Raw genomic sequence first — 14,648 nt, forward strand, 5'->3', positions numbered from 1 at the left:
CCCCCCTCGCTGGTGAGCGCGGTGGCCAAGGTCACGTTTACGCCGTTGGTGTCGATCTTGTAGGCTTGGTTGTTCGCGGTGCTAAAGCGAGCGGAATAATCGAGGGTGTTGTTGCCCGAGTGCTGCAAGGTACCACCGGCGAAGCTGATGGTGCCGCTGCTGCCAATGGCCCCCGCTGAACCCAAGGCCAGCGTGCCTGCATTGATTACCGAGCCACCCGAATAGGTGTTGGCGCCCAACAGTGTGGTGGTGCCGCTGCCAGTTTGGGTCAAACTGCCCGTGCCGCCCAAAATGGCTGACACAGTCGCGCTATTGCCGCTGGTGTTGCTGAAGGTGTAGCTGCTGCCGGTTATCACGCCGGTTGTGGCGATGATGCCGCCGCCAGTGCTGCCGATGCTGACGGCACCCGTGCTCAGGTTTTGGCTGCCCACATCCAAAGTGCCGCCGTTGACTGTGAGGCCAGAGCTGGCCAATGCGACGGCCGAGCGCAGCTCTACTGTGCCACCTTCAATCAAGGTGCCGCCGGTGTAGGTGTTGGTGCCTGACAGTGTCAGCGTGCCTGCACCGGTTTTGGTCAAACCACCCGTGCCGTCCATCGCACCGGCAAATGTGGTGCTGCTCGCATCGCCAGCAGTCAATGTGTGTGCCCCCAGCGTCACCGTGGTGCCTGCCACTCCTGCGAGCGAGCCCACGGCTTCGTTGGCGTTGAGCGTCAAATTCACGCCCGCTGCGCCCAAGATCACTGCGCTGGTGTCGGCAATGGCGCTGCCGCCTGACAAGGCCAGTGTGCCTGCACTCACGGTGGTGTTACCGGTGTAGGTGTTGGCACCGCTTAAAGTGAAAGTACCGCTTCCTTGTTTGGTCAAACCGCCTGTGCCGCCGATGTCTCCGGCAAATGTGGTGTTGTTCCCATCGCCCGTGGTCAGTGTGTGGCTGCCCAGGCTCACCGTGGTGCCCGACACCCCAGTCAATGAGCCCAGTGTCTGCGAGGCGTTGAGCATCAATCTCGCCCCTGAGGCGCTCAGATTCACCGCGCCCGTGCTGGCAATGGCGCTGCCGCCCGACAAGGCCAGCGTGCCTGCACTCACCGTGGTGGCTCCCGTGTAATCGTTGGCACCGCTCAAAGTGAAGGTGCCGCTGCCTTGTTTGGTCAAACCGCCTGTGCCACTGACCACACCGGCATACTCTGTGCTGCTCGTATCGCCCGTGGTCAGTGTGTGGCTGCCCAAGCTCACCGTGGTGCCTGTCACCCCTACGAGCGAGCCCACGGCTTCGTTGGCACTGAGCGTCAAATTCGCGCCCGCTGTGCCCAAGATCACTGCGCTGGTATCGGCAATGGCGCTGCCGCCAGCCAACACCAAGGTGCCCGCACTCACCGTGGTGGTGCCCGTGTAGGTGTTCGCTCCAGACAGCGTCAAACTGCCCAAACCCGATTTGGTCAAGGCCAACTTGGCGCTGCCCCCGTCGGAGGCCACCCCACTGAATGTTTTGCTCAGTGACACATCCACATCAGCAGTCAGGGTCACCGTGCCACTGGCCGCTCCGGTGGTGATGCTGCCCGCGCCTTCTATGCTGCCCACGGTGTCATCAACGTCAACCCGGTAAACGCCACCCGATGCCACGTTGACCTGCGTCGTATCCGACAAGCTGCCGCTCACGGCCAAGGTGCCGCTGCTGATCGTGGTGGTGCCGCTGTAGGTGTTGGCACCACTCAGGGTCAGGGTGCCACTGCCCAGCTTGGTCAAGCTGCCACCACTGGAGGTCAAGGCAGTGGCCAAGGTGACGCTCTGACCATTGGTGTCGATGGCGTAGGCTTGACTGGCTGCCGTGCTGAAACGTGCAGAGTAGTCAGATTTGTTGCTGCTCGAGAACTGCAGCGCTCCACCTGCAAAACCAATGGTGTTGGTGTTGCCAGTGTTCAATGTCAGACCGCCCAATGCGTTGCTTGAACCCAGTGCCAAGGTGCCGGCATTCAAGGTGGTGGCACCGGAGTAGGTGTTGGCACCGCTCAAAGTGAAAGTGCCACTGCCTTGTTTGGTCAAGCCACCCGTACCGTCAATGACGCCAGCAAATGTGGTGCTGTTCGCATCGCCAGCAGTCAATGTGTAGGACCCCAGCGTCACCGTGGTGCCTGCCACCCCGGCAAGCGAGCCCACGGTTTCGTTGGCGTTGAGCGTCAACTTTGCGCCCGCCGTGTCCAAGATCACTGCGCTGGTGTCGGCAATGGCGCTGCCGCCCGACAAGGCCAGTGTGCCTGCGCTCACCGTGGTGGAACCTGTGTAGGTGTTGGCGCCACTGAGGGTAAGGATGCCTGCGCCCAACTGGGTGATGGCCCCGGTGCCACTGATCACGCCAGCAAAAGAATAGTCGTTGGAGCGATTGAAACTGAGCGTTGCATTGTTGAGCACGTCGCCCGTGATGCTGCCGCTGCTGCTGGTGCTGCTGCCGCCCGCGCCCAACTGCAAGGTGCCCGCGCTGATGGTGGTGCCGCCGTCGTAAGTGTTGGTGCCTAAGAGTGTCAGCGTACCCAACCCCAGCTTGGTCAGGCTGGAGCCGCTGCTGGTCAGCGCACTTTGCAGCGTCACGCTCTGGCCGTTGGTGTCGATGCTGAACAATTGATTGGCATCGCTTGAGAATCTGCTGGAGTAGTCTGTGGTGTTGACGGCGGTGTACTGCAAGGTGCCGCCGGTAAAGCTGATGCTTGCGCTGCTGCCCAGCGCATCAGCCGAGGCCAAAGAGAGCGTGCCTCTGGCGATCTCATACTTGGAAGACAGGGTCCCATCGACCATGGTGTTTGCGCCGCTGAGCGTGAGCGTTCCTGCACCTTGCTTGATTAACTGGGTGCCCGATAAATCGCTGGCGAGTGTGACGCTCTGGCCGTTGGTATCGATCTTGATGATTTGATTGACAGCGCGTATGAATCTGCTGGAGTAGTCAGATTTGTTGTTGTTCGAGAACTGCAGCGCTCCACCTGCAAAACCAATGGTGTTGGTGTTGCCAGTGATCAATGTCAGACCACCCAATGCGTCGCTTGAACCCAGTGCCAAGGTGCCAGCATTCAATTGGGTGGCACCTGAGTAGGTGTTGGCACCGCTCAAAGTGAAAGTGCCGCTGCCTTGTTTGGTCAAACCGCCTGTGCCGCCCATCGCACCGGCAAATGTAGTGCTGTTCGCATCGCCCGTGGTCAGTGTGCGCGACCCCAGCGTCACCGTGGTGCCTGCCACCCCGGCGAGCGAGCCCACGGCTTCGTTGGCGTTGAGCGTCAAATTCGCGCCCGCCGTGCTCAAGATCACTGCGCTGGTGTCGGCCACGGCGCTTCCGCCCGACAAGGCCAGTGTGCCCGCACTCACGGTGGTGGTGCCTGTGTAGGTGTTGGCGCCACTGAGGGTGAGGGTGCCTGTGCCTGACTGGGTGATGGCCCCGCTGCCACTGATCACGCCAGCAAAAGAATCGTCGGTGGTGCGATTGAAACTGATCGTTGCATTGTTGAGCACGTTGCCCGTGATGCTGCCGCCCTCGCCCAACTGCAAGGTGCCCGCGCTGATGGTGGTGCCGCCGTTGTAGGTGTTGGCGCCCGACAGCGTCAGAGTGCCTGCACCGGTTTTGGTCAAACCACCTGTGCCGCCGATGGCTCCGGCAAATGTCGTGTCGTTGGTATCACCTGCGGTCAGCGAGTTGCTGCCCAGGGTGACGCTGGTGCCCGCCACACCGGTCAAGGAGCCTACATTTTGATTCGCGTTGAGCGTCAAATTTGCGCCCGCGGTGTTCAAAATCACTGCGCTGGAGCTGGCAATGGCGCTGCCGCCTGACAAGGCCAGCGTGCCTGCACTCACCGTGGTGGCACCCGTGTAATCGTTGGCGCCGCTCAAAGTGAAAGTGCCACTGCCTTGTTTGGTCAAACCACCCGAACCACTGACCACACCGGCATACCCTGTATTACTTGCATCGCCCGTGGTCAGTGTGTTGCTGCCCAAGCTCACCGTGGTGCCCGACACCCCAGTCAATGAGCCCAGCGTCTGCGATGCGCTGAGCGTCAAGTTCGCCCCTGGGGTGCTCAGATTCACCGCGCCCGTGCTGGCAATGGCGCTGCCGCCAGCCAATACCAAAGAGCCCGCACTCACCGTGGTGGTCCCTGTGTAGGTGTTGGCGCCGCTGAGGGTGAGGGTACCTGAGCCACTCTTGGTCAAGCTGCCCGACCCGCTGAACACACCATCGAACTTACGCGTACCGCTGGAACCGCTGGGGTTGAGGTCCAGATGCAGCGCATCTCCGGTGCTGCCAATGGTCACACCGGCATTGACTTGAATCTGGTTGGCCGCCGTCAAAGTGAGCGTGGAGGCTGCACCGCTGCTCTTGATGATGTCGCTTTCAACGTCGATGTTGCCGCTCTGGCTGCCTGCTGAACCGGTGGTGATGCTCACATTACTGCCCGAATTCAAGGCCGCCACAATGCTGCTGGCCCGAATCACGCTGGTGTCGCTGGTGGCGGTATATGAGTTCCCATAAGGTGCACCGGAAAGCGTCTGGCTGTCACTGATGATGATGTCGTAGGGATCGAGCAACCAAGTACCCGCTTGTCCCAGCGCAGAGGTGGTGCGCACCACAGCGTCCATGCCTACGGCAAGTTGCGCACCCGAGGTTTCAACAAAACCACCATCTCCACCTTGGGGCCCCGCGTTGGCCAGAATGGTGCCGTTGAAAGTGGTTGAACCTTGGCTGAGGTTGCTCCACACAATGGCTGTGCCACCGTCGCCCCGATCAGTGGCCGAGACATCGATGTTCGCGCCCGCCTCCACATTCACCGTTTGGGCTTGCAGCAAGTCGCCTTGGCCTTGGCGGTTACCGCCCACCAGCACGGTACCGCCCCCGGTTGAACCAGTGGCCAAGAGGCTGGCACCAGACTGGAGCGCAATGGCGTTGCCGGTGATGATCACCTGACCGCCCGGCCCGGCAGAGGACGATGCATCCAATTTGCCAGAGACTTCCACTTGCCCATGGTTACCTGCATCCAGCCGTATCACGCCCCCCACCCGGGTGGCGCTGCTGGCCTCCACACTGCCAGAACTCTTGATCACGGCACGCGCCAATGAACTGGCGGCGCGGGCGCTCATGAACACGGTGCCGTCTTCGGCACTGACCAAGCCCTTGTTGTCAATCAGGGCGGCTATGGCGCCCCGGTCCACCACCACACCCACGCCGCTGGCGGAATTGGTCAGGGTGATGGCCTCACCGGCGGCCAGCATCACCCTGCCCAGCTTGGCCCGGATGATGCCCTCGTTGCGCACCTCGGGTGCCAGCAGGGCAATCATGCCCCCCTCTAGCGCCGTCAGTTGGCCTTGGTTGATCACTGCGCCCTGGCCGCCTTCCAGGCGGTATTGGCCGTTCATGAAATCCTGATCGCTCATGCGCATGGTGCTGGCCACCAGACCGCGCACGTCGACTTGACCGCTTGCGCCAAACACCACGCCACTGGGGTTGAGCAAGAAGACCTGGCCATTGGCGCTGAGCTTGCCCATGATTTGCGACTCGGCACCAGCCGCGACCCGGTTGAGCACGCTGGACGTGGCGCTGGGTTGCACAAACCGCACCGAAGCCGCCGAGCCAATGTCAAAACTGCTCCAGTTGATGACAGCAGCATGGCTGGTTTGCTGGACCGTCATGCTGGCCGCAGTTTGATGGATTGCCGCGAAACCGACCGCAACCGATGCACCCTTTGGCAAAGTGGTGGGAGCGACTTCGCCCGCCTCACCCCATGAGGGGATCAAAATCGCCAACGCCACCAACATACCGAAAGCCAATAGCCCAGGCCGAGGCAGCGGGGGCGCAGGCGGAGACAAACCAAACCACTCTTTCGCTTGCGATTGAGAGCGTCGGCGAATCACCCGGCTGACCGAAGAGCCCAAGGTGCCACAACTGCGCGCGCACTCGCTGACCGCCACCCAGCAAGCATGGGCTTTGTTCCAGACGAGGCGGTAGGGATGGGTCATCAGAAGCTGTTAACCAAGTTGAGCCAGTAACGGCTTTTTTGACTCGATCTGTCGTTCTCGACCATGCCCGACTCCGACAAGCGCGCACCCGGATTACCGCCAATTCGGCGTGCCGCCACGGCTTTGAGGGCGGTGGATGGGGTCAGCTGGTAACTCAAACCTGCGCCCCAGCCGCTCAAGCTGTAGCGGTTAGGTGTTGGCAAATTGTCAACAACAGGACGCTTGCTGATGCGCACCGTCCCCCAGTCGTAAAACACCTGCCACTGCCAACGCTCGGAAACGGGAATGCGCCATTCCAGACTGGCCGTGGAGGCCTCATCGCCCGAGCCTTCCGAGCTGGGATAGGCCCTGACACCTTGGGCGCCCCCTAAAGACATGCGGTCTGAAGAGTCCAGGTTTTTAAAACTGCGCTGGCTATTCAAGGTGAGCCACCCTTGATGGCCGCTGTCCATCACCTGAACCAAGGTCAGGTTACCGTTCAGTTTGTGGTATCGACCTTGTGTTTGGAGTCCTTCAGCGTCGGCTTTTTGATTCGATGGATTGGCCGACAGATCCACCTCGCCATAAGTCCAGCCCATGCGCCAAAAAGCGCTGGCTTTTTTGGCTGAAGTCCACTCACCCGACAAGCCCAAGACACCCGATTGGACTTGGCGCTTAGACTCATAGCCGTTGGTGGTGTCGGCATAACGTGAGCGGTTGAACTGGGCTGATGCCGCCACCCTGATCAAACGCGAATAGAACAAGGGCCGGCTCCAGTCGACACCCTCGGTCAGGGCGATGCCAGAAACCACCGGGTCGTTGACGCCCCCCAACAATTGGTAGCGCATGTTGGAATACGACAGGCCCAGACGAGAACCGCTGTAGCCCACAGGCACGCTGTAGGCGAAACGCCCATAGTTAACGGCTTGTGTGGCCATGAGGTTGGTTGACAACTGGTCGCCATGCGCACTGGGGTTGTTCCAATTGAGGTTCAAACTGGCACGGTCAGAACCTGTGCGGGCGTTGCCCCAATTGTCCAGCGAGCCTGACCCGTCCAATGCGGGCGTTTGCACAATTGTGGCCACCACATCGGTGGTGTTGGGGGTACTGCCGACTTTGAGGGAGGCACTGGCATCGACGCCCGGCAACGCTTGGACCACGTTCAAGGCACCCTCCAGCATCCGCAAATTCAGTGGCTTGCCTTGAACATAAGCCTGGCCAAAGGTTTTTTCAACGCGATCGGGAGAAATCGGCAGCGATAAACGGTCCACGATTTCAAGCACGCCCATCAAGCCCTCCAACACAACCACGCGCACCACGCCGTCTTGAATGTCTTGAGGTGGCAAACTCACCTGCGCCAACCAGCCCAGTTGTTGATAGGCCTCTTCAAGGGCAGGCACCAATCGGCGCAACTCGGTCAAATCCAGTTCACGGTTCAACCAAGGTGCCAGCACGGCATCCATGGCTTTCTTTCCCATGACTTGACCGCCTTGCACGTCAAAGCGCTGAACCTTGAACGTGACACCCCCTGATGCCGCCACAGGCGCAGCGGGAACAGCGATCGGTTGGGTCTGCACCGGTGCTTTGGGCTGCATCGACTTTTGGATGTCACGCTGAATGGATCCAGCGTCCGGCACCACGTTGGGACTGGACTGCGCCAAAAGCCACGGGGTCCAAGCCAAGCCCAGGAGCAAAATGGCCCTGCGGATGAACTCAAAAGCCATTTCTCTCATCAAGCATTCTCCACAACTGTCGGTGTATTGGCTTGTAATGGTTCTTCCTTTGTGGCCGCCGATTGGGCCTGAATTTTGGCTTGGGCCGCAATCATTTGGACGCCCAATTGCGCCGCTTCGGCAAAGTGACGCGCTACCAAGTTTTTGAGCTCATCGATTTGAGCCATGGCGTAATGGATATCCGGAAAAATCGCTGGCATCTCGACCAAACGGTCACCCTCTACCAACATACTGGATCGCACAGCGACGCCACCGCTGACAATTTGGACGACAAACACACCACGCCCCGTGATGGATTTGCCCTCTTGAGGTGCAGGAGATGACTCAGCTTGCTCAGTTTCCAAGCTGCTTGCCTCGTGTGGCTTGCCCGTCATGCCTCTGTCCATCATCCATCTCACCTTTATCAACCATGGCAGTCACCCCAAAAAATTAGCAAAACTTTCATTTTTGCCAGCGCATAGAAATTTTTGTTATAAAAAGTGTTTTTTTAATTCAATGATCATTCTCACTTTGTTATGCTAATTGATGAAAATCAAAATACCAAATAAAAATCAAAATTGGTTTAATAATTACGTTATTGTAATTTTTCTTAATTCATTTAACATGACAATAGATCTACAAAAATAAAGCTTTTGACTATATGAACCTGACTGCCCTCAGGCGTTTACTGGCAAACCTGACCCGATAGATTGCACCCAGTTTTAGCCTGTTTGCTGCCAGCGCCCGCAGCAGTCTTAGCGCTTATCTTCGGAAATGTGGATTTTTTTCCGCCTACTTTTCAGTAATTGGCTTAGGTGTTGGCGATGGAGGCTTGGTCAAGATGAAAGTACTGTTGGTTGAAGACGACGCACAAATCAGCGCATTGGTGATCAATGCATTGCGTCAGGCTAACTTTGATGTGGACCACACCGACAATGGCTTAACTGGCTTGGAAAAATCCGCTACAGGGCTCTACGACCTGCTCGTCTTGGACTTGATGCTGCCTGGGCTTGATGGGCTGTCGTTGCTCAAACGCATGAAAGAAATGTCTCAATGGATACCTACACTCATTTTGAGTGCCAAAGGGGACTTGGACGACCGCTTATTGGGGTTTGAATTAGGCGCTTGCGACTACATCCCCAAGCCCTTTTATGTGGAAGAACTGGTGGCTCGCGTCCGGGCCGCTCTGGCAAAAACAGAGGGCATCATCGATCAAAGTTTGATGGTGGGTGATTTGCGCCTTGACAGGGTGAGTCGACAAGTACATTGGCAGGGCGTCAAAGCCACCTTGAGTCAGCGGGAGTTCAGCGTTTTGGAGCTTTTGATGCGCTCTCCCGGGCATATTTTTTCAAGGAAACAAATCTTGCTGCATGTCTGGGAAATCGACTTTGACCCCAACACCAATGTGGTGGACGTGTGCATACAAAGGATCAAGCGAAAACTCACCCGTCATCAAAACACAAATGCTGAGTTACCGATTGACTCCGTTCGCAGTGTTGGATATCGGATGAACAAAGGCGCTTGAAACATGCTTTCCCTTTTCAAAATAAACCTCAAAAAATCTTTTAAGGTTTACGTTTTTGTCCATGTTTTCTTCGCGACAGCCCTGATCATTTTTATCAACAGACAGATCAGCCAATTTTTTTTAGAGTCTCAACTGACACAACAAATAGAAGCCAACTTAGTCCAAGACATTGTGGGATGCGGCCATCTCATGAATGACAAAGAGGCGTTTTTAGTTTGCGCCTTCAATCAGAGTAGCCCCGCCGACGTCACACGCTCGCTCATCCAAACTTACGTCATTTGTAGTGCACCCCCTTCTGATTCCTCATTGACAAGCGCGGTTTGTGAAAAGCTGGCTGAAACTGAGCGGCTGGTCGAGACCAACAATCCCTATGGACGCCTTGGCATCGTCGGCAAAGGGAATGACCAGTGGTACGTGGCTCAGAAAAACGAAAATACCCCATCCAACTATCTGCTTGCGCCCGCTTCCGCCACTCTGGAAATGATTGGCATGGTTCGGGGGCTGCGCGATCGCAATTTGATATTCACTTTGCCGTTCATTTTATTGAGCATTGCATTACTGACTTTTTATCTGACACGACTTTTGTTGAAACCCGTTCAGTCCATCAAAGACACTCTGACCGTTTTGGAGCCACATCACTTGGATCGGGCAACTGAATTGAACAGTCCGTTTTATGAGTTCGATGATTTCTTGAAAATCTTCGATGAACTTCGTAAAAGGCTACAAAAAAGTTTCACCAAAGCTCGTCGCTTTGCGTCCGATGCCTCCCACGAATTGCGAACACCATTGACGATTTTGAGAGGCCATGCCGAAGAAATGATCACAGAGTTGCCTACGGGCTCCGACACTCAAGTTCGAATGCGTGTCATCGCCGATCAAGTGGATCATTTGATCGATATTTCCTCCAAATTGTTGTTGCTTTCGCAAGCTGATGCCAACAGCATAAAGCTTCAATTGGAAACTTTGGGCCTCAGTCAATTGGTCTGGAATTGGACTCAAGACGCGCGCTCTTTTGACGAACGCATCGAGATCAAACACAGCATCGAACCCCGCCTTAGCTGCCGGGGTGATCGCCTGCTTTTGCTTCAAGTGATACAGAATCTCTACACCAATGCGATCAATTACAACATCGACAGAGGCTGGCTGCGAATCACACTCAAACAACACGCTGGCGAGATTTTGTTGTGCTTTGAAAACCCCAGCGAAGCAATCCCTTCCGATTTTTCAGAACGGGCTTTTGACCGTTTTTACCGAGGACCCGATGCACTTGCCAAAGGCATCAACGGGTATGGATTGGGGCTTAGCCTGTGCCAAGAGATCGCCAAAGTGCATGGCGGATCCATCACCATCGACACCACCCATGACCGTGTTTTTATGACGCTCATTTTGCCCGTAACGACATGACGGATAGCGCTCAATTTTCGCGAGACTTCAGTCATTGATTGGCAGGGCTCAGAAAAAAACCGCCCGAAGGCGGTTTGGGTGGACCCAAGCGGACGGTTCAGTCTGCCCAAGCCAGCGTGGGCATCAAGCCTTTTTGGCCCAAGCCGAGCACCAGCCTTTGGCGGCCACTTGTTTGCCGGCAAACAGGGGGCAACCGCCAGCCGCAGCACCGGCCTTGGCTTGGAACAAGGCGCAGTTGGCGCAATTGGCGCCCGCCGCCATTTTGGGGAATTTGGCTTTGTCGACCTTGCTGGCGTCGGCTTTGTAAGCCAGGCCCGCAGCTTGTGGGTCTTTTTCGTCCACCATGGCTTGGGCTGCCGCCTCGCTGACCGCCAGAACGGCCGTTGCAGCGGTGGCCACTTGCATCATGAAAACACGACGGGTGGAGGGGGTGGAGGTCAAACGGGACATGCGGGGCTCCTTGAAGGGTATGTCAAAAAATTACTAAACAGTTCATTGTGCGCCACATCAGTTACCTTGTCACGCGGGGCGTGATACCCGAGCAAATCACACAGGAAAGTCCGGGCTTTTTCAGGTCACCCGCAAAGGACAAGGGCGTGTCAAAATGAGATATGAATTTCAAACGCATCTGACACAAAGGTTTTGACATGCTGCAACTGCTCATTGGATTGGCCCTTTTTTTGGGCATTCACTCATTGCAAAGTTTGGCCCCGCAGATGCGCCAAAACGGCATTGACCGCTGGGGTGCGCTGGGTTTCAAGGCCGTTTACGCTGCAGTCTCGGTGCTTGGGCTTTATTTGTTGGTGCAAGGCTATGGTCAAGCCCGGCTCGACCCGGTGGTGCTTTGGACACCACCCCGCGGCATGCAGCACGCCACCATTTTGCTGATGTGGCTGTCCATGGTTTTGCTGTTGGCCAGCTATGTGCCCGGTAACCAGATCAAGTCCAAACTGCGTCACCCCATGACTTTGTCGGTCAAAGTTTGGGCGCTGGGCCATTTGCTGTCGAACGGTAACCTGGCCGATGTGCTCTTGTTCGGTGGTTTCCTTGTCTGGGCCGTGTTGGTTTTTCGAGCTGCTCGCAAGCGCGACCGCCACAGCCTGCACAGCGCGCCCGAGGGCAAGCTCAAGAGCACCTTGATCACGGTGGTGGTGGGCACAGGTCTCTGGGCGGCATTTTTGATGGGCGGTTTGCACCTGTGGTTGGTGGGCGTGATGCCCTTCACACGGGCCGGCTGAGCAAACCACGTCGCGAAGGACTTGACGGCCTTCAAACTGGCAGATTTAAAAAAATTGACTTTTATTCCACCCAGGAATAAGATAGATGGTTATTCAACACCACTCATTGGACAACACGCATTCTGCTCACAAGGCGTTTGCACAAGCATCGATTGACCTCGACCACCTTGCCCGCTGAGCTGTAGGCTTGGGTATTTTTTCTCTCAGCTCTGCGCAAGCCCCTGGATGGTTTGCAACTTGATTGACTTTGATTTCTCCGATAACCACCCGCACGGGCTCCCGAGTCGTTTTGCCCTCGACACGCCCTTTTTGTTTCGGCCTTGGCCGAACCCCTGCCTCTCACGCTACGCGTCAACTGCGCCCTGCCCTGCAAGGTTTGGCATTGACGCCCGCTGAGTGTTCAATGGCCTGCACCTTGACCCAACACGCTGCGCGACGCGTCCTCGACACGACACGCGACTGGCTGCAAAACAGCCCCAGCCCCGAACCCATGTGCTGAAACCGCAAGGCTTTGCACGTTTCCCTGCGGCTTCTGTCAAGAAGTCGCTTTTCCCTGCATGTCGGCTTTGTTTTGAAGCTGCCACGCCACCTCTCTGAAAGGCTCAACCATGAGCAGCAAAATTTACGTGGGCAACTTGCCTTACACCATCGACGACGCCAGCTTGCGCCAAAACTTTTCTGATTTTGGCGGCGTTTTGTCAGCCAAGGTCATGATGGACCGTGACACCGGCCGCTCCAAAGGTTTCGCCTTTGTCGAAATGTCCAGCGCCGAAGAAGCCCAAGCCGCCATCACTGGCCTGAACGGCATGTCGGTTAGCGGTCGATCGATCGTGGTGAACATCTCCAAGCCCAAAGAGCCCAGCACCGGCTACGGCAGCGGCTACCGCGACACCCGCAACTGATCTTTTCAGTTGCCCTCAAAAAAGCCGCTTCACAGCGGCTTTTTTGTGCCTGCGCTGCCCAAACGCCGCGCTGTTTTAAACAGCAACCTAGTCGTTGCCGGTGTTGAACTGCAACGCGGCCAGGCTGGCATAAAGCCCACCCTTGGCTTGCAACTCGGCGTGGGTGCCTTGCTCCATCAGGCGTCCGCGCTCGAGCACCCAGATCACGTCGGCGCGTTGCACCGTGGCCAGGCGGTGGGCGATCACCAGCGTGGTGCGGCCGACCATGGCTTTGTCCAGCGCGGCTTGCACCATTTTTTCGCTTTGCGCATCGAGCGCGCTGGTGGCTTCGTCGAGCAGCAAAAGCGGTGGGTTTTTCAGGATGGCCCGCGCAATGGCGATGCGTTGGCGCTGCCCACCCGACAAGCGCACGCCGCGGTCTCCCAAATAAGTGTCAAAGCCTTCGGGCAATTCGCGGATGAACTCTTGCGCGTACGCGGCCTCGGCGGCGGCCAGCACCGATTCCAGGCTGGCCTCGGGGCGGCCGTAGCGGATGTTCTCGATCACCGTGCCTGAAAAAATCACGGGCTCCTGCGGCACGATGGCCATGCGCTCGCGCAAGTCGTGCAAGTCCATTTGGTCAATCGGCACACCGTCGAGCACGATGCGGCCCGATTGTGGGTCGTGAAAGCGCATCAGCAAATCAAACAAAGTGGTTTTGCCGGCGCCGCTGGGGCCCACCACAGCCACCGTCTGTCCGGATTGAATCTGGCCGCTGAGTTGGTCCAGCGCCCAAGTGCCGGGGCGCGAGGGGTAATGAAAGCGCAGCGATTCGATCTGGAGCGATGAGCCCCCTTGTGGCCAAGCGGCCCTTTGCGGATCGGCGGCGATCTTCAAATTCGACTCGGTGTGCAACAACTCCATCAGGCGCTCAGTCGCTCCGGCCGCTCGCAGCATGTCGCCGTACACCTCGCCCAGCACCGCAAAAGCACTGGCCAGCAAGATCACATAAAACACCGTCTCGCCCAACTGTCCTGCTGTGCTGGTGCCCGCGCGTACTGCCAGCGTGCCCATGTAAAGGCCCCAAAGCAGCACCGCGCTGGACGCCATGATGATGAAGCCCACCAGCACCGAACGTGCGCGGATGCGCTTGAGGGCCGTGCCCAAGGCTTTTGAGGTCGAGTCGATGAAGCGGCGCGTCTCGCGGCCTTCGGCCGTATAGCTTTGCACCACGCTGATGGCGTTGAGCACCTCGGAGGCGATGGCACTCGAATCGGCCACCCGGTCCTGGTTGGCGCGTGACAAGCGGCGCACCCGGCGGCCCAGGTAGACGCTGGGGAAAATCACCGCCGCCAGCACCGCCACCACCTGCAGCATGAGTAAGGGGTTGGTCCACACCAGCATCAAGAGCGCGCCGGTGCCCATGACCAGATTGCGCAGGCCCATGGAAAACGACGAACCCACCACGGTTTGCACCAAGGTCGTGTCGTTGGTGAGGCGCGAAAGCACTTCGCCCGATTGCGTGGTTTCAAAAAAAGCGGGGCTCTGCTTGAGCACGTGTCCGTACACCGCGTTGCGCAAGTCAGCGGTGATGCGCTCGCCCAACCAGCTCACCATGTAAAAGCGACCGGCAGAAAACACCGCCAAAGCCGCGGCCACGCCAAACAGTTGCAAGAAATTGCCCGACAACTGGTCTGCCGTTGCACCCGTGGACAGGCCCTGGTCGATCAGTTGGCGCAAAACCCAAGGAAACGCCAGCGTGGTGCCTGCGGCCAGCAACAAAAACAGGGCCGCAAAGCCCAAGCCGATACGGTAAGGCTTGAAGAAAGGGAGCAGGCCCGAAAGCGATTGATGAGGAGCAGACATGAACGATCAGAAAAACCGGGACAAAACAAAGAACTTGGTATGCCCATCAAGCATAA

Annotated in this window: 9 protein-coding genes (1 of these 9 cut by a window edge); 4 read left to right on the forward strand and 5 right to left on the reverse strand. The window is 57.5% G+C overall.

Annotated features, from left to right (window positions below; all coding sequences use genetic code 11):
- The 3 genes in view from B9Z49_RS08755 to B9Z49_RS08765 are tightly spaced (each overlapping or abutting the next) and all read right to left on the reverse strand, a layout consistent with a single transcriptional unit that may run on beyond the window.
- On the reverse strand, positions 1-5,987 hold the start of the coding sequence (locus B9Z49_RS08755; protein ID WP_108353073.1) for an autotransporter-associated beta strand repeat-containing protein. The gene continues 21,061 nt to the left of window position 1, outside the view; 5,987 of the gene's 27,048 nt are visible here — the first part of the coding sequence; the start codon lies at positions 5,985-5,987; its stop codon lies off the left edge, out of view.
- Positions 5,987-7,699 (reverse strand): ShlB/FhaC/HecB family hemolysin secretion/activation protein, encoded by a 1,713-nt coding sequence (locus tag B9Z49_RS08760; protein ID WP_108353074.1) that lies wholly within the window; start codon positions 7,697-7,699, stop codon positions 5,987-5,989. Before B9Z49_RS08760 ends, B9Z49_RS08755 begins: the two co-directional genes overlap by 1 nt.
- Positions 7,699-8,073, reverse strand: a complete 375-nt coding sequence (locus tag B9Z49_RS08765; protein WP_146188508.1) for a hypothetical protein — start codon at positions 8,071-8,073, stop codon at positions 7,699-7,701. The genes B9Z49_RS08760 and B9Z49_RS08765 overlap by 1 nt, the downstream gene beginning before the upstream one ends.
- A 446-nt stretch (positions 8,074-8,519) precedes the next feature.
- Between B9Z49_RS08765 and B9Z49_RS08770 the strand changes: the two genes are divergently transcribed.
- Together B9Z49_RS08770 and B9Z49_RS08775 are read left to right on the forward strand one after the other, a co-directional pair.
- The gene (locus B9Z49_RS08770) at positions 8,520-9,203 is read left to right on the forward strand and encodes a response regulator transcription factor (RefSeq protein ID WP_108353228.1); all 684 of its coding nucleotides are present in this window, start codon (positions 8,520-8,522) and stop codon (positions 9,201-9,203) included.
- 3 nt (positions 9,204-9,206) lie between these two features.
- Positions 9,207-10,607 carry a HAMP domain-containing sensor histidine kinase gene (locus B9Z49_RS08775; RefSeq protein ID WP_108353076.1) on the forward strand — a complete coding sequence of 467 codons (1,401 nt, stop codon included), beginning with the start codon at positions 9,207-9,209 and terminating at the stop codon, positions 10,605-10,607.
- 123 nt (positions 10,608-10,730) lie between these two features.
- Here the strand turns inward: B9Z49_RS08775 and B9Z49_RS08780 are convergent, their stop codons facing one another.
- Positions 10,731-11,057: a high-potential iron-sulfur protein gene (locus B9Z49_RS08780; protein WP_199225020.1), complete on the reverse strand. Its 327-nt coding sequence runs from the start codon at positions 11,055-11,057 to the stop codon at positions 10,731-10,733.
- Between the two features lie 197 nt (positions 11,058-11,254).
- On the opposite strand from B9Z49_RS08780, the gene B9Z49_RS08785 reads away from it, so the two are divergent.
- Both B9Z49_RS08785 and B9Z49_RS08790 read left to right on the forward strand, forming a co-directional pair.
- Entirely contained in the window at positions 11,255-11,845 is a 591-nt protein-coding gene (locus tag B9Z49_RS08785) for an NnrU family protein (RefSeq protein WP_108353077.1), read from the forward strand.
- A 608-nt stretch (positions 11,846-12,453) separates the two neighbouring features.
- Positions 12,454-12,747, forward strand: coding sequence for an RNA-binding protein (locus B9Z49_RS08790; protein WP_108353078.1), 294 nt, complete (start codon positions 12,454-12,456; stop codon positions 12,745-12,747).
- Positions 12,748-12,834: 87 nt separating this feature from the next.
- Here B9Z49_RS08790 and B9Z49_RS08795 read toward each other — a convergent pair whose 3' ends face one another.
- Positions 12,835-14,592 carry an ABC transporter transmembrane domain-containing protein gene (locus tag B9Z49_RS08795; RefSeq protein ID WP_108353079.1) on the reverse strand — a complete coding sequence of 586 codons (1,758 nt, stop codon included), beginning with the start codon at positions 14,590-14,592 and terminating at the stop codon, positions 12,835-12,837.
- Positions 14,593-14,648: the final 56 nt, after the last annotated feature.

Origin of the sequence: Limnohabitans sp. 2KL-51 (assembly GCF_003063645.1) — a bacterium.
GTDB lineage: Bacteria > Pseudomonadota > Gammaproteobacteria > Burkholderiales > Burkholderiaceae_C > Limnohabitans_A.